Annotated in this window: 13 protein-coding genes; all 13 read right to left on the minus strand. The window is 48.2% G+C overall.

Annotation, left to right across the window (positions count from 1 at the left end; translation table 11 throughout):
• Nucleotides 1–35: 35 nt before the first annotated feature.
• The 13 genes from DWU89_RS06450 to ccsA all read right to left on the minus strand — a co-directional run bounded on the left by DWU89_RS06450 (nucleotide 36) and on the right by ccsA (nucleotide 15,968).
• Nucleotides 36–1,214: a sensor histidine kinase gene (locus tag DWU89_RS06450; RefSeq protein WP_115498817.1), complete on the minus strand. Its 1,179-nt coding sequence runs from the start codon at nucleotides 1,212–1,214 to the stop codon at nucleotides 36–38.
• Nucleotides 1,211–1,888: a response regulator transcription factor gene (locus DWU89_RS06455; RefSeq protein ID WP_115498818.1), complete on the minus strand. Its 678-nt coding sequence runs from the start codon at nucleotides 1,886–1,888 to the stop codon at nucleotides 1,211–1,213. Before DWU89_RS06455 ends, DWU89_RS06450 begins: the two co-directional genes overlap by 4 nt.
• A 53-nt stretch (nucleotides 1,889–1,941) precedes the next feature.
• On the minus strand, nucleotides 1,942–5,067 hold the full coding sequence (locus DWU89_RS06460; RefSeq protein ID WP_115498819.1) for an efflux RND transporter permease subunit: 3,126 nt from the start codon (nucleotides 5,065–5,067) through the stop codon (nucleotides 1,942–1,944).
• Nucleotides 5,068–5,091: 24 nt separating this feature from the next.
• Nucleotides 5,092–6,180: an efflux RND transporter periplasmic adaptor subunit gene (locus DWU89_RS06465; RefSeq protein ID WP_115498820.1), complete on the minus strand. Its 1,089-nt coding sequence runs from the start codon at nucleotides 6,178–6,180 to the stop codon at nucleotides 5,092–5,094.
• Nucleotides 6,181–6,210: 30 nt separating this feature from the next.
• Nucleotides 6,211–7,458: a TolC family protein gene (locus DWU89_RS06470; protein WP_115498821.1), complete on the minus strand. Its 1,248-nt coding sequence runs from the start codon at nucleotides 7,456–7,458 to the stop codon at nucleotides 6,211–6,213.
• Nucleotides 7,459–7,557: 99 nt separating this feature from the next.
• Nucleotides 7,558–8,019, minus strand: a complete 462-nt coding sequence (locus DWU89_RS06475) for a septal ring lytic transglycosylase RlpA family protein (protein WP_115498822.1) — start codon at nucleotides 8,017–8,019, stop codon at nucleotides 7,558–7,560.
• A gap of 47 nt (nucleotides 8,020–8,066) precedes the next feature.
• Nucleotides 8,067–9,446 (minus strand): cytochrome c peroxidase, encoded by a 1,380-nt coding sequence (locus DWU89_RS06480; RefSeq protein WP_115498823.1) that lies wholly within the window; start codon nucleotides 9,444–9,446, stop codon nucleotides 8,067–8,069.
• 188 nt (nucleotides 9,447–9,634) lie between these two features.
• Nucleotides 9,635–10,522 (minus strand): beta-propeller domain-containing protein, encoded by an 888-nt coding sequence (locus DWU89_RS06485; protein WP_115498824.1) that lies wholly within the window; start codon nucleotides 10,520–10,522, stop codon nucleotides 9,635–9,637.
• A 6-nt stretch (nucleotides 10,523–10,528) separates the two neighbouring features.
• Nucleotides 10,529–11,401, minus strand: coding sequence for a 3-hydroxy-5-phosphonooxypentane-2,4-dione thiolase (gene lsrF, locus DWU89_RS06490; RefSeq protein WP_115498825.1), 873 nt, complete (start codon nucleotides 11,399–11,401; stop codon nucleotides 10,529–10,531).
• 83 nt (nucleotides 11,402–11,484) lie between these two features.
• Complete coding sequence (locus DWU89_RS06495; protein WP_115498826.1) at nucleotides 11,485–12,099, minus strand: DAK2 domain-containing protein; 615 nt, start codon at nucleotides 12,097–12,099, stop codon at nucleotides 11,485–11,487.
• 7 nt (nucleotides 12,100–12,106) lie between these two features.
• On the minus strand, nucleotides 12,107–13,123 hold the full coding sequence (locus DWU89_RS06500) for a dihydroxyacetone kinase subunit DhaK (protein ID WP_115498827.1): 1,017 nt from the start codon (nucleotides 13,121–13,123) through the stop codon (nucleotides 12,107–12,109).
• A gap of 33 nt (nucleotides 13,124–13,156) precedes the next feature.
• Entirely contained in the window at nucleotides 13,157–13,471 is a 315-nt protein-coding gene (locus DWU89_RS06505; protein ID WP_115498828.1) for a hypothetical protein, read from the minus strand.
• A 61-nt stretch (nucleotides 13,472–13,532) separates the two neighbouring features.
• Entirely contained in the window at nucleotides 13,533–15,968 is a 2,436-nt protein-coding gene (gene ccsA / locus DWU89_RS06510) for a cytochrome c biogenesis protein CcsA (RefSeq protein WP_115498829.1), read from the minus strand.
• Nucleotides 15,969–16,025: the final 57 nt, after the last annotated feature.

Raw genomic sequence — 16,025 nt, forward strand, 5'->3', positions numbered from 1 at the left:
ATCTTTATTACCAAGCAAGCATTACTGCCTGAATCTTACGGAAATTCAATCGCCACCGTTGTCCCCTTACCTACTTCCGAAAGGATATTCACTTCAGCCCCGTAGGTCCGCAGGATACGCATGGAAAGACTGAGGCCGATGCCGTGTCCGGCAAATTCCCGTGTATTGGAGGCGCGATAGAAAGGTTGGTACACACGGGTGATTTCCTCTTCCGGGATGCCGATACCCGTATCGGTAATGGTTAAGGTAGCGCCTTTCAAACGCATTTCGACAGGCGCTTCCCCGGAATACTTACAGGCGTTATTCAGGATATTATTGATTGCTATCTTCAGCAGATACGGATTTGCCTGAATGACAAAAGCAAAGTTATCGGTTGTAAAGCGAATCCGGTTGCCGACGAACTGCATCAGGAAATCGGCCAACAGGACTGTCTCGCGCTCATTCTTCAGTATTTCCTTATCCCCATGAGAGAGGAAGAGCAGATTTTTCATCAACTGGATAATCCGCTTTGTCTCCGACGCAATACGCCCCAAAGCGGCCTGATATTCGGCAGGCGTACGCTCTTTCAGCAGGCTGATTTCACATTCTCCCTGAATGGCCGTAAGCGGATTGTTCAGCTCATGAGAGGCATTACTGATAAAAGACTTCTCGCTCTGGTAAGCCGCATCTATACGGTCCACCATACGGGTTGCATAGAGGCGGCCTACGAAATAGACCAAGACTGCACTGACCACCAACATAGCCAGCAGCAGCCACCCGATCCGTTGCTGTATATCACCGCCATACTGGTTACTTGAAATCACCACAACGATAAAATTGCCTTCATTATCGGGATAATAGACTGCCGCCCCAAATTCCTTGTCTTTATGGAACCGGGCAACATTGCCATTATAAAGATCACTTATCTTATCGTCCGTCAGATAACGGGATAAAACAGTTCGTGTTTCGGCAAGACTGTCCGCATTCAACAATATTTCCGAAGCGACCGGCAACGTCTCCTCATAGTGTTTCTGGATACGGGCATAGTCTTCTTCGTCAACCTCGTCTTTCTCCCAATGTTTCTCGGCAATAGCATATGCCTTTTCGGTCAGATAGGAATAATAAAGACGGCTGATGTAGTTAGTTGCCACAAAATAAAAAACAACTGTCACCATTGCAATAATGCCGATGGTGATAGTCGTATAAAAAAGAGCGATCTTATTTCCTGTTTTCATGCTTCCAACATATAGCCCACTCCCACCACGGTGCGGATCATTTTGTGGTCAAAATCCTTATCGATCTTACTGCGGAGATAGTTGACGTAGACGTCCACCACATTCGTATTCGTATCGAAATTCTTATCCCATACGTTCTTCAGGAGTGTCAGGCGGCTCTGTGCCATTCCCTGATTCTGGATCAGATATTCAAGCAAGCGATATTCCTTAACAGTAAGATCGATCACAACCTTGCCGCGCGTAGCCCGGTGGCTGGACGGATCGAGTGTCAGTTCGCCACAGGTCAAAAGCGGAACGGCCGGCTCCGCTCCCGTACGCCGCAGGAGGGCTTTGATACGCGCCTCCAGTTCCTGGAAACTGAAAGGTTTCACCAGATAATCATCGGCACCGGCATCCAGACCACTGACGATATCTTCCGTCGTTCCCAAAGCGGTCAGCATAATGACCGGCGACTGATAGCCATACGTCTGGCGGTATTGCTTACAGAGTTGCAGACCGTTCATTTTCGGCATGATAATATCGAGGATCAACAATTCGAAATCTTCCTGCTGAACCAACTCCCAACCGGCCTGGCCATCATAGGCTACACGAACCTCATGCCCGAACTCCAGCAACCCCCGTTCGATGAACGAGGCAATGTTTACTTCATCTTCTACTAATAATATCTTTGCCATTGTTTATATCGTGTATCAGACTACAAATATATTAAATTATTCCTGACACCCCGTTACAACCTGCGTTGTAACAATTTCCCATCCTTATCGTAAAGCATCCGGCGGTAAAAAGCCTCCACCATCAACGGAAAGACGAAAAGAGTGAAGAATGTCGCGCCGATCAGACCGCCGATAATGACGATTGCCAACGGACGCTGGCTTTCCGAACCGATACCGTGACTCAAAGCTGCCGGCATCAAACCTATTGCGGCCATCGACGCTGTCATCAGGACGGAACGCACACGCGAACGGACACTTTGTTTCACCGCCACATCCAACGGGCTACGGGCTTTCAGGTTACTTTTGATATCCGAAATCATAATCACCCCGTTCTGTATACAGATACCGAAAAGGGCGATAAACCCGATACCGGCCGAGATAGAAAAATTAAACCGCGTTATCAACAAAGCGAGGATACCTCCAACGGCAGCATAGGGCACATTCAGTAAAACCAATCCTGCATCGCGGGCATTTCCGAAGAGGACAAAAAGGATGATAAAGATAATCGCAATACTGACGGGTACGACTTGTGCCAACCGCTTTGTCGCACGCTGCTGGTTCTCAAAATCACCGGTCCATTTCAGGGTATATCCTTCGGGAAGGTTCACCTGTTTTTGTACTTTCTGCTGCGCCTCGGCAACAGCCGTTCCCATATCACGTCCGCGGACAGAGAACTTAACGGCACAGAAACGGGCATGATTGTCACGATAGATAATCAGTGGTCCGGTAATCGTCCGGATATCAGCCAACTCTTTAATCGGAACCATCGTCCCGTCACGTGCCGGAACCAATATCTTCCCGATCTCTTCTTCGCCACGGCGGAACGTGGAGTCGTAACGCACCATGATATTGAACTTCCGCTCATCCTCATAAAGCAATGAAGCACTTTTGCCTCCTATCGCCATCTCGATGATCGACTGCACATCCTCTTTGGCAACACCATAGCGTGCCAGACGGGATTCATTCAGTTCGATCCGGAGCTCCGGCTGTCCGATATTGCGGATGACGCCCAAGTCTTCTATGCCGTCTACGGTCTGTAATACCTTATAGACTTCTACCGCTTTTTTCTCCGATTCATATAAATCTTTACCGAAGACCTTCACCGCAATAGAGCCTTTCACACCGCTGGCAGCCTCTTCCACATTATCACTGATCGGTTGCGAGAAGTTGAAATCCACACCCGGATAAACATCCAGCCGGTCCTGCATTTTATCTATCAGTTCCGCCTTTGTCAACTTGCTTTTCCATTCTTTCTCGGGATAGATGTCCACATGAAACTCAATATTGTAGAAACCCGTCGCATCCGTCCCGTCATTCGGGCGTCCCGTCTGCGAAAGTACTTGCCGGACCTCCGGATAGGAAGCTAACGTACGCCTCATCTGGTTTGCCAGTTTCACAGACTCATCCAACGAGATACTCTGCGGAAGCGTCGCACGGATATAGATAGAACCTTCGTTCAACTGCGGCAAGAATTCCGTCCCCAAAAGTGTGAAACACCACAACCCTACGGCTGCAACTAAAGTCGTAACGGTTATCATCATCCGTTTATGGGCATGGCAGCGGTCGAACAACCCTGTTGCAGCCCGGTTCACCCAAGCAAGAAACGGGTTATGTTTCTCGCGCACATTCTTTTTCAACAGCATCGACGAGAGAACCGGTACAAGCGTCAATGTAAAGATCAACGCTCCTAACAAGGCAAACCCTAACGTGTAGGCAAGCGGGCTGAACATCTTCCCTTCCACTTTCTGGAAAGAGAAGATCGGCACCAAAGCCGTAATAATAATCAGTTTGGAGAAGAACACGGCTTTCGCCCGGTCTTTCGCCGTATGCCGGATAATCCCCATCTTACTCATCACGTTGAAGGCCGGCATCCCGACCTCGCGAGCTTTTTTGTCGAGCGCGACAAACAGCCCCTCCACCATCACGACAGCCCCATCGATGATGATACCGAAGTCGATCGCCCCCATCGACAACAGGTTGGCACTCATTCCCATCACCCGAAGGCAGATGAAGGCAAAGAGCAGCGCCAACGGTATGATGATGGACACCACTACCGTTGTACGCCAGTCCGCCATAAAAATCAACACAATGAAAGTTACCAGTAAAATACCTTCTATCAAGTTATGCGTAACCGTACGCACAGCGAGATTCACCAAATCTTCCCGGTCGTAGAACGGTACGATCCGCACATCTTCCGGCAACGCATTTTGCTGGATATCGGCAATCTTATCTTTCAGCGCGGCAATCACTTCGCCGGGGTTCTCCCCTTTCCGCATCACGATGATTCCTTGCACGACGTCGTCCTCTTCCATCCGGCCTACCTGTCCGAGACGCGGCAGGCACGACTCGTGCACATCCGCCAGGTTCTTAACCAAAATAGGCGTTCCGTTGATGTTCTTGACAACGATGTTTTCGATTTCCTTCACATCATTAATCAGACCGATACCCCGGACGACATACGCCTGCGAACTGCGTGTAATCACATCACCGCCCACATTGATATTACTCTTGGCAATGGCATCATACAGTTCGAGCGTCGTCACTCCATAGTTAATCAACTGGTTCGGGTTCACGCTCACTTCAAACGTCTTGACTTCACCGCCAAAGCTGACGATGTCCGCCACTCCAGGCACCGCACGCAGCTTCCGCTCAATCACCCAGTCCTGGAACGTCTTCAACTCGCGCACCGTCCGTTTATCACTGCGTAGCGTATAGCGGAAAATCTCCCCTGTCGGTCCGTACAAAGGTTGTACCTCGGGTGTCACGCCTTCCGGCAGGTCGGCATCGTTCAGCAGGTTATAGACTTGCTGGCGGGCATAGAAATCATCCACATCATCGTCAAACATCACATTGATCACCGACAGCCCGAACAAGGTTGTACTCCGGATATCCGTCTTCTTCTGTACCGGATTCATGGCTATCTCGATCGGGATCGTGATAAACTTCTCGATCTCTTCTGCACTTCGTCCCGGCCACTGGGTGATGATGGTCACCTTCGTATTCGTCACATCGGGAAAGGCATCGACGGGCGTATGCAGGAAACTGACAGCTCCGGCAATAATGGCTATCACGGTCAGGAAAAAGATAAAAAACTTGTTCCTGAGGGAAAAGGTGATAATCTTATCTATGAATGTATGCATCTTGTCTTCTCTTCTAAAGGATCATTATTTCAGCGCATTGTAAACTAACAACGCATTCTTGTTCACTACCCGGTCGCCCTCTTTCAAACCGGTATTCAGGTAGCAATACTTGTCAGTCTGTTTATAGACATCGACCTCCTGCATGCGGAGGTATCCATCCGGACCAACACATACGACATACTGTTTGCCCCCTTCAAATATCAGGGTATGGGCCGGAATACGGGGCATAAGTTCCCCTTCCACCCGACATTGCACATACACATTCGTAAACATTCCCGGTTTAAGCATATAATCCTTATTATTCAATTTGATACGTACTTTCATTGTTTTGCTCTCATCATCCAATATGTTATAAACCTTATCGATCGTCCCGGTGAACTCCTTGTCCTTCCCATAAGCAAGTGTCGTAATACGGACATCCGCACCTTCGTTTACCTTCCGGATATCGCCTTCATACACATCAGCCATCACCCAAACGTTGTCAAGACCGGAAACGGTAAATAACTCTTCTCCCTGATCGGAACGGATCAACATATTCTTGCTGATATTCTTTTCCACCACAAAACCGGAAACGGGAGATACAATATTATAAGTCGAGTTCGCATTGATTTGATAGATATCATAAACTTCCCGAAGCCTTTTCACCTCAGCCATTACATTTGCTGCTTCCTGTTCGGCTTGCAGAAGATCGCGTTCGGAAGCGGTTCCGCTATCAAGCATATCGCGCGTCGCCTCGAGGTTGCGGTTTGCTAATGCGAGCTGATGCTCGGCATCTTTCTGTTGCTTTTCGAAATCAGCCACTTCACTGCTTCGAATAACGGCAAGGACATCGCCTTTGCGGATATAATCGCCAATCTCCACGTTTACCTGTGCAATGGTTCCACCGAAGATGGGATAGACATGCGCTACCTGCCCGGCATCAAAAGTCACACGTCCGTTCAATAGCAGTTCGTTATTTAATGCGGTTTCCCGGACGGTGTCAATAGAGATGACCTGTTGAAGGCTATCCGTCAACATCAGACCGTCAGCCGCTTTTTCCTGTACTGCCACCTGTTTACCACAAGAGGCGAACAAGGGAAGCAAAAGAATTATTAATAAATTATTCTTATTCATATGTTTTTGAGTTTATTTTATTTATCCGTATTAATCTCCTACAACCGTATTCAAGTCTTCCACAGCTTGCAACACATTCTTCTTTATGTTATACAACTGTAGACAGGTTTCCTTATAAGCCTGATAGTAGTCGATAAATTCCAACAGGCTGATATTACGCTTCTGGAAACCCGTATTCACCCCTTCGATGATACGATTGAAATCCCGTTCCAGCTCATAGTCTGACGAACGGTATAACTGTAAAGCCTTTTCCAGTTTGGTATAGCAAGCAAACAGTTCGTTATCCACTTGCCGGCGGACTAACTCCGCCCGGCTATTGTTCTGCAACACCGAGAGGCGCGCCGATTTAATATTCCCCTGATTGCGATTGAAGATCGGGACCGATACGCTTAGCCCGATTGCGAAATAATTATTACAGAAGTTCCCTGCCCTGTCATACGCACCTTTCAGGCTCACTTCCGGGAATGCAAGCGATTTTTGCAGCCGCACGTCCGCTTCCGATGCCCGTATGCCCGCCTCAGCTAACTTCTGATCCGGACGGACGGAAAGACGGGCGCTCAACTCGGCAAACGGGAGCTTATCCAAGTCGATATGTTCCAATACCGATTCATCGAAAAGCGGTTCCAGAAGCTCACTGCTTTTCAATCCTAACAGTAGCCGGAGATCGCCTTGCAAAGTGACCAATTCGTTGGAAAGATCATTCCTCTCCTGCTGCAGCGAAAGCAAAAGAGCCTGTATACGCGACTTCTCCAGCAGGGAGACGTTCCCCTTTGCACTCTGCTCCTTATAGACATTGAGCAATGTCGACAGATAGCTGATCTCACGGTCGTAAACCGATACAGACTTTTGTGTATAATAAAGATCGATAAACTTAGATTTCAGTTCTCCCCGCAGTGTACGAAGAACTTCCTCAAACTGGTAGGCAGCCATTTCCTTATTGATCTTTTCCAGACGGACACGCTTGTTACGCTGACCGGCAATGTAGATCAGCTGCTCGATCTCCACAACGGCTTCTCCTTCACGTCCTACATCAAAATATTTGCCGTTATTACGGTTATAGATATTCTGTTCGAGTGAGATTACGGGGTTATCGAACAGTTTCGCCTGAATGATTTCGGCTTCGGCCATGTCAATGTTGTAGCGCTCGGCTATCAACGAAAGATTACACGTGGTAAAACGCCCGACCGCATCTTCCAAAGACAGTTTAACGGTATTATCCTGCGCCGTAACCGTCCATATACGGAAAAATAATAACACAAATAAAACAGGTTTGTACATTTGCTTTTTCTTTTTTTTGGCAAATGTACGGACCTGCGATTTTACCAGTCTGTATATCTGATTAGAAAACTCTTAGGTGAGATTAGAAAATCATTAGATTTATTTATTAATCTCCATCCTGTAAGGAGGCTTCGGACGAAGATGATCAACCTTTAAGAAAGGTATTTCGGGATAAAGGAAGTCGAGGAAACTAAGATCGATCTTTCCGGGAACGACTTCGATACGGACACGGGCAAGTCCTTTTTTCTTAAATCCTAACAGTTCGGCGGCACCGTCGGAAACATCGATAATACGTCCTTTGCGGAAGGGACCGCGATCGGTGACACAGACAATCACCCGCTTCATATTGGAAAGGTTCGTGACACGGAGGTAAGTACCGAAAGGATAGGTCCGGTGGGCAGCCACCAGCTCGTCGTTATCATGGATACTCCCATCGGCCGCCTTACGTCCATGAAAACGCTTGTGGTAATAAGAAGCAAGCCCTTCCTCCTGACCCCACGCTTCACCGACACTCGTGAGAGCGACCAACAGAAGAATGATATGTACCAGACGGAAGGGCATGCACGTTATTGTTTATCTTACTTAGCAATAACGCAAAAAACCGGATTTTATTGTAACAGCTCGCCGTTATACTCTCCGGTCAGCGTATTCAGGAATGCCACAATACTCTTGGTATCGTCAGAAGAAATGTTCTTACCGATCTGGAACTGGTGCATGATGCGGATAGCGTCTTCCACTGTGGCAATCGAACCGTCGTGCATATACGGAGGCGTAAGCATCACGTTACGCAATGTCGGGGTCTTGAAACGGTGACGATCCTGTTCGTTCTTAGTCACGGCATAGCGTCCGTTGTCTCCATCAGTCAGGCCCGTACCGCGATAATCGAAGTAGTTGTCCTTGATACCCATGTATTCAAACGACTGTCCGCCAAGATTAGCACCGGTATGGCAAGTTGCACATTTGTTTTCCTTAAACAATTCGTAACCGGCAATTTCTTCGGCAGTCAAAGCTGTTTTATCGCCCATCAGATATTTGTCGAAACGGCTCGGAGTGAGCAGCGTCTTTTCAAATTCGGCAATTGCATCGGTTATAGTCGACTGGTTGAAACCTTCCGGATAGACTTCCAGGAAGCGTTTGCTCAACTCTTTATCTTCAGCCAGCTTAGCCGAGATATCGTCGAACGAAAGGCTACCCATTTCCACCGGATTCAGAGGAGGACCAGCAGCCTGTTCTTTCAGGTCAGCAGCACGTCCGTCCCAGAACTGGAGAATATTCAGAGCCGAGTTATAGACCGTCGGAGCATTCACGCCACCAAACTGCCCGTCAATACCTTCGGAATATTGTTTACGGTCCACACCTGCGGTAGCCAATCCGTGACAAGTTGCACAAGAAATCGTATTATCACCCGAAAGGCGTGTGTCGTGATAGAGATCGAAGCCCAACGCCACCTTTGCCGGATCGGTCGGAATCGATACAGGCAGTGGCTGTACTGGTTCGTTGGCAAATTCTTCGGCGACAGTCGGTGTCGAGTAATTCTTTTTACGTACATCTTTAGCCCATGAGAGCAGTACAGCCTTTTCACTGCTGTCAAGCGTGGTACCCCAATGCATCGGCATATGGGAATACTTGGCGGGAGGCATGGAGCCGGAAAGAGCGGCATCCTCCACCTTTGCCAGGTCGGATTCGGAAACGAGTTTGCCATTGTCGAGCGCATCCAGCATAGCCGTCAGATCCAGATAGCGTGTACCCTCCCGCATATCAGCCTTTACCGTCGGGCCGATCAGGGGAAGTTTGCCATAGAAAGGAAGCGGTGCCGTAGCCGAGTGACATTCCATGCATCCGTTCTCCCGAAGAATGGAAGCAACCTGTTTTGCCTGGTTATCCGCATACTTCTTGTATTCGGAAGAACCACACGAAGGCAATACCAGAGCCAATGCAAGCAGCCCTACAGGTAATGCCGTCCTCTTACTAAGAATAGTGTTAAGCATAAATATTGGTTTATTTAGATTTGTTAAGCACAAAGGTAACATAGAAAAATCAAGCGCTACTCAGAACCGGGATAAGTTTTATCTATGGGATGATAAATAAAACTTATATACAACCTTCTAATTAAAAAAATACCCTATAGCCTGTCTCGCAAAAGGCTATAGGGTAGAAAGATTATACAGTATCGCGATTATTCGATCGCACTGATTGTAGAAATCATACCGAACTTTTCATTGTCATTCAGGCTCCAAAGTATTTCGCCTTTCTCGTTGATCTCGAATACTTGCGGGCTGTTGGCCTCTACGGCATTCTTGTCGTGGCCCTGCCAGTTACAAACATACAGGCCGCCATCCTTTGCGGGAAGCAGACCGGCAACAAAGAAGAGACGGGCACCTTTGATATCGTTCTCACCAAAACGACGAGCTACCTGCCCGTTATCGAGATTCACTTCCATCAGGGAATGACCGTCGCCACAGGCAACCCAATAGTTACCGTTAGCCAAGGCCAGAGTAGTAAAGGGAGTTCCTTCAAGCGTTGTAATCTTCACGACTTCACCAGCCGGAGATATCTCGCGAACCTGTGAAGTAGCGAAGAGAGGCATCAGGTAGTTACCACGTTCGTTCTTGTTCAGCTGACGAAACTGGGCGTGCGGATGTTCGATACCTGTTTCGTACTCGGTACGCGACAGGATATCGCCTTTCGGGCTTACTTCCATGATTACAGCCGGATGGCCTACCCAACCTAACAAATAGTTGCCGTCGGACAATACGCGGGCAGTCTGCATCTCGCAAGTATCCGGAGCTGCAATATTCCAGATCTCCTGGTGATTGCGGTCGATCAGCTTCGCACCTCTGGCATAGGCAAAGAGGATATTACCGTCCGGAGTGGCAACAGCGGAATTACACTCCCATCCTTTTTCAAGAGGATGTTCCCATTCCACCTGCTTGGTGTTCTTATCAATAATAACGATCTTGTTCCACCCGGAACCGCCTAACAGCAATTTTTCTGTTTTCTTCTCGCAGGAAGTGGCAGTCACCAGCAACAATGCAGAACAGAGATATGTAAATAATCTACGCATGGCTTATTATTTTGACAAATCCTTGAACATTTCAAAGCCTTGTTCCGGCGTCAAACCTTCGTGTACAACAGCATGTACAGCCTGGATCATGGCAGCAGGGCTTTCGCTCTGGAAGACATTACGTCCCATATCGACACCGGCAGCACCATCGTTAACGGCATTATAGCAGAGTTCGAGCGCTTCTTTCTCAGGGAGTTTCTTACCGCCGGCAATCACTACGGGAACCGGACAGGAAGCAGCAACCTTTTCAAAACCGTCGCAATAGTAAGTCTTCACGATAGAAGCTCCGTTTTCAGCACATACGCGGGAAGCCAGTGCGAAATAACGGGAGTCGCGTGCCATTTGTTTGCCGACAGCCGTAACGCCCATCACAGGAATACCGTAGCGGTTACCCATGTCCACGGCTTCAACCAGATTGGCAGCCGTTATCGCTTCCTGGTCGCCGTCACCGGCAGAGAACATGACTGCCAATGCGGATGCATTGCAGCGGATTGCATCTTCGATGTCGATCAGAACGTTACGGTTCAGTTCCGTAAGAATTGTCGAGCCGGCATCCGAGCGCAAGCAGACAGGTTTATTGATATTAGCAGGGATCGAAGTTTGCAGGATACCGCGTGTACACATGATACAATCGGCATACTGTACGAGAGGAACGATGTTCAGGTCGATACGTTCCAAACCGGAGGTCGGTCCCATAATAAATCCATGGTCGAATGCCAACATAACGGCACGACCTGTTTTCGGGTTGAAGATACGGGAAAGACGGTCTTTCATCCCCCAGGGTAAGTTAGACGCACCTTTTACATGAAAATTATCAAATTGAGAAGTCTGTCCGAAACCATAGTTGTTTGCTTCTCTGAAACCATCCATATCTGGCATAGTGTTATTCCTTTCTTTATTTGTTATACAGTTAATTAAATCAGACGAAGGGCGGTTCACGAACCGTCCCTACGAGGAGTGTGTTATAATGCCTGGGCGAATGAAGCAAACATACAGCTCCAGGAAGTAGCGCCACTGTCGGCATAACCGATGGAACGTTCGCCGTAGTTACGGGCACGACCGAAGTTAGCTTTCATATCGACAGTCGAAGCAGCACCGACAAGAGCGGCTTTTGCACCGGCTTCCAGTATTTCTTTGATGTCGTCGGAAGAGCATGCCTGAATAGCATCCACAGCAGGGATCAGTGCATCCATCATGGTCTTGTCGCCTTTCTGAGCTTTTGTCTGTTTCTGCACGTTGGCAAGGCCGCCGGCAAACATCGCTTTCACTCCGGCTGCATCCAGCTCCGTTCCGGCAGCATGGTCACTCATACCTAAGAAAAAGGCACCCAGCAGGGTGCTGGTAGAGCCGCTCACCTGCAGCATGACGTCGAAACCCATATCGTTCAACATGGATTTAAACTCTGTTCCTTTCTGAGCCGTAGCAACGATGGCGGACATAGCCGTTACAATTGCCTGTCCGTGGTCGCCATCACCGATAACGGCGTCCAGTTTAGAGAATTCGTCTTCGCGTTCTTTGATGTTCTTCAAGGCGGTGTCCAGCATCGCCTTGAAGTTCTCGATAGTCAATTGTTTCATATCTCGTTTATTTACCGATTGTTGTCCAGTAAGGTGCATCAGCACGTTTATTCTTCAGATAGTCGATATGGTCTTCGTCGAGGATAGCCATGATCATCTGGAAACCGGCCTGTTCCTGTACGGTCAGGATTTCCTGGATGCGGCTCACGACAACCTGCAAACCACGGGCTTCCAATTCCTTGTAGGCTTTACGGAAGATAATGTTCAGTTCCATGTGTGTAGTAGCTCCTACACCGTTGATGATAAGCATCATCTTATCGCCGGCCTTCGGCTGAAGCTGCTGGCAGAGCAGGTCCACCATTTCGGCAGCCGTATCGTCAGCTGATACCAACGGTTTCTGTCCGCCGCCGCCTTCACCATGCTGCCCCATACCGATCTCCATGATACCGGCAGGCAGGTCAGTGATCGTACCACCATTCTGCGGATGTGTACAAGAGCGCATAGCGACAGCCAGAGTTGCTACATTTTTATTATAACGTTCTGCTATTTCAGCCAGCTCATCCAGTGATTTGCCTTCTTCGGCGGCAGCGCCCAGTATCTTGTACAATGGCACACATCCGGCCAGACCGCGGCGGTCGTCTATGTTAGCACCGATACCGGCACTGATATCATCGTGAGTCAGCACTTGCTTCACCTTGATGCCTACACGTTCTGCCAACTGGCAAGCCATGTTTGCACTCATCACGTCGCCCGAGTGGTTCAGGACAACTAACAGGATGCCGGCTTCGCGTTTCATCAGTTGCAAAGCCTGAAACAAACGCTGTGCACCGGGAGCGGCAAACACGTCACCGACTACGGAGCAGTCCAGCATACCTTCGCCAACGAATCCGCTCAATGCAGGTTCATGGCCGGAACCGCCCAAAGTAACGATAGCAACCTTATCTTCACTCTTCGGGTTGGCACGTACTACAATGTTTTCACCTCCCAATTTAACCTGGTCGGGATATGCCAATACATAGCCTTCCAACAATTCGGGTGTTATCTGTTCAGGATCATTTATGAATTTTGTCTTAATGTCTGACATGGTATTTTCCTCCTATTTAAGTTATTTATATTATTATTTAATCTCCATGATTTCAATAGCAATGCCTTCTTCTTCGATGAAAGCGATCGTAAGATGTTCGTCACATACAGCCGGACCAAAAATGACCTTTTTACCTTTCAGCTCTTCTTCCAAGGAAGGAACAGTGTAAGCGATATGTCCCTGTTTCTGCACCAACTCGGGCAGACAGCTTCCTGCTTCAAATTTCAGGAACTCGATACGGTTCGGGCTCTTGCTGTAGTCCGTCAACCATACGCTCAGGCCTTCGTTAAACATAGCCCCTTCTACTTTTTCTGTCGTTACGATACCGACGTGATTAAATGTTCTCATGACTAATTAATTTTAAGTGTTCGTAATATTTATTATTCGTTGTTTATTCTATTCTTCTAATCTACTCTGCCCTCTTCCATCTCTTATATGAAAGGAAAGCCAGAACAATGACAACACCCAATGCCATATAAAGGTAGGTAAATATTCCATTCACATTATCATTCTGCCCGTATGAATGCATCCCGCTCAGGAAATAATTGACACCGAAGAAAGTCATCAGTACAGAGGCAAACGCAACGACGGACGTTAAGTTGAACAACCAGGGGTTATTCCAACGTTTTACCAAGTGAAGATGGGCAACCACGGCATAAACAACCATCGTAATCAGCGCCCAAGTCTCCTTCGGATCCCATCCCCAGTAACGGCCCCATGATTCGTTAGCCCAGACAGCTCCGAGGAACGTTCCGACAGTCATCAAGGCAAGTCCTACCCAAAGCGCCATCTCGTTCACAATACTCAGTTCCGTAATGCGTGTCTTCAGCATCTCCCCGTTCTTCTTTCCCAGGATAGACATCATCACCATATTGGTCAACCCGATCAAGCAACTGATACCGAAGAAACCGTAAGCAGCTACGATAACCGCAACATGAAACATCAACCAGGGAGATTTCAAAACAGGAACAAGCGGATTGATCTCCGGATCCATCCAATTCAAACTGGACACAAAAAGAATGATACCACCAAACAGGGTAGCCAACGCAAAGGTGATCGTACTGCGCCGCACGAACAACAAACCGGCCAGGACAGTCGCCCATCCGACATAGACCATCGTCTCGTATGAATTGCTCCAGGGAGCATAGCCTCCGATATACCAACGCATACCCATACCAAACATATGGTAATGGAATACAACCAACACACCGATACCTAATAGCCAGGCAGTCATCTTCATCCAGCGGCTCTGACGGAACAGCATACCAAAAGAGAGGACCAGCAACAGCCCGCCCAGGATCAGATAGCCGATCTTGCAATAGCGGAAGACATCCATCTTGTTGTATTTCAACTCTGCCTCCATCCGTTTGGGACTGATATCGAGTGTTTTGTTCTTTGCCTGCTGATACGTGCCGATCATCCCTACAACTTCGTCGGCTTTTGCCCAGTCGCCGCTCTTCAACGCTTCCTGTACTTCGCCTAAATACCATTCGAGGATACGGGACACGAACATGGAGTCCTTACCGGCAAAAGCCGAAAGGTCGTCACCCGGCGCGTACCATTTATGGTTCGGATCGTTCTCCTTCGGGAAGAGATTCAACATCTGGTGGTTCATCAACTGATGGATGATGTTCATCTGTTCATCCAGTTTCATCAAATCCTTATCAAAACGGGTACGCTGGGCAGGCATTTTATTGTAGGCTTCTTCCAGCTTATCCTGTAACTTATAATTACCGTTACTGTCGAAAACCTGGATATAAGCACATTCGCCGTCCGTCAGATCATAGTAGTTTGCCAGCTCCGGATTGGACAGGGCGATAAAAGGAACCCGCATCCACATATCCGGCATGGCCAGAAGGCTCAACAGGAACTGGTCGGAATTCAGTTTGCCGATCTTATCCGATTTATGGAGTTTACGAAGCACTTCGGAAGAGAACGTATTGACCGGCATCATACGCCCGTTAGCCGACTGGATCGGCAAAGCGCCGAACAGTTCGGCATGGGCAGGGCTCACCTGGTATTTCTGTACGGCATCCAGCATGGGAGAAGCATCACCTTTTGCTTCCGCCGGCATGGAGAAAGCCAGTAAGGCAAGCGCTACGACCACTACATCCGTCGCCCGGCGCAGTTCTTTCAACCGGCGGCTCTGGCGCATAAAACGGGAATCTTTGCCGACCAGGCTGAGAATCAAACCAACCAACAATATCAAGTAACCGGTATAAGTTATATTCCGTCCGGCCACATCACGGTTGACGGAAAGGATGGTTCCGTATTCGTCCTGGTCATAGGAAGCCTGGAAGAAGCGGTAACCTTTTACATCCAAAATATTATTCATATAAATCCGTTCTTCACGATCCTGTCCGTCCACATGGACAATTACTTCGCTCTCGTAAGACGAAGGACTGGCGGAACCGGGATAACGGGTTAAGGTGAATTTCTTCAGTTCAACGGAAAAAGGCAGGGTATGATAGGTTGTGTTATCGGAAGTACGGACAGCAATCCGGTTGCTTGTCTCCCCTTCACGCAAATGCAGGATGCCTTCCTCACCGAAAAGGAAAGAGGTGAGAGCTCCTAATAGGATGATGATAAAAGCGAAATGGGTCAGTATCAGTCCCCATTTGCCACGTTTCAGGTATTGGTGTTTGACGACTGCCGCCAGGAAATTGACAACTAAAAGAAATTGGAGAAGGAAGAATAGAGGGGAATAATAAACCATTGCTTTGGCTGCAGCTGTACCGTGATACTTTTCAATGAAAGTGGCAACGGCCAGGCCAAAGGCATAAATCAGTAACAGGACAATCGTCGTTACAAAAGAGGAGAAAAATCTTTCGAGACTTGTTTTCATTTACATTATAATTAGAGTTCACAGATGCGGCAAATGTACGCAGATTAATCGTGCAAT

Source organism: Parabacteroides acidifaciens (genome assembly GCF_003363715.1).
GTDB classification, from domain to species: domain Bacteria; phylum Bacteroidota; class Bacteroidia; order Bacteroidales; family Tannerellaceae; genus Parabacteroides; species Parabacteroides acidifaciens.

Excerpts from the sequence above, each read along its gene's own strand:
- DWU89_RS06450 (WP_115498817.1), bottom strand. The coding sequence starts at position 1,214 with ATGAAAACAGGAAATAAGATCGCTCTTTTTTATACGACTATCACCATC.
- DWU89_RS06455 (WP_115498818.1), bottom strand. The coding sequence starts at position 1,888 with ATGGCAAAGATATTATTAGTAGAAGATGAAGTAAACATTGCCTCGTTC.
- DWU89_RS06460 (WP_115498819.1), bottom strand. The coding sequence starts at position 5,067 with ATGCATACATTCATAGATAAGATTATCACCTTTTCCCTCAGGAACAAG.
- DWU89_RS06465 (WP_115498820.1), bottom strand. The coding sequence starts at position 6,180 with ATGAATAAGAATAATTTATTAATAATTCTTTTGCTTCCCTTGTTCGCC.
- DWU89_RS06470 (WP_115498821.1), bottom strand. The coding sequence starts at position 7,458 with ATGTACAAACCTGTTTTATTTGTGTTATTATTTTTCCGTATATGGACG.
- DWU89_RS06475 (WP_115498822.1), bottom strand. The coding sequence starts at position 8,019 with ATGCCCTTCCGTCTGGTACATATCATTCTTCTGTTGGTCGCTCTCACG.
- DWU89_RS06480 (WP_115498823.1), bottom strand. The coding sequence starts at position 9,446 with ATGCTTAACACTATTCTTAGTAAGAGGACGGCATTACCTGTAGGGCTG.
- DWU89_RS06485 (WP_115498824.1), bottom strand. The coding sequence starts at position 10,522 with ATGCGTAGATTATTTACATATCTCTGTTCTGCATTGTTGCTGGTGACT.
- lsrF (WP_115498825.1), bottom strand. The coding sequence starts at position 11,401 with ATGCCAGATATGGATGGTTTCAGAGAAGCAAACAACTATGGTTTCGGA.
- DWU89_RS06495 (WP_115498826.1), bottom strand. The coding sequence starts at position 12,099 with ATGAAACAATTGACTATCGAGAACTTCAAGGCGATGCTGGACACCGCC.
- DWU89_RS06500 (WP_115498827.1), bottom strand. The coding sequence starts at position 13,123 with ATGTCAGACATTAAGACAAAATTCATAAATGATCCTGAACAGATAACA.
- DWU89_RS06505 (WP_115498828.1), bottom strand. The coding sequence starts at position 13,471 with ATGAGAACATTTAATCACGTCGGTATCGTAACGACAGAAAAAGTAGAA.
- ccsA (WP_115498829.1), bottom strand. The coding sequence starts at position 15,968 with ATGAAAACAAGTCTCGAAAGATTTTTCTCCTCTTTTGTAACGACGATT.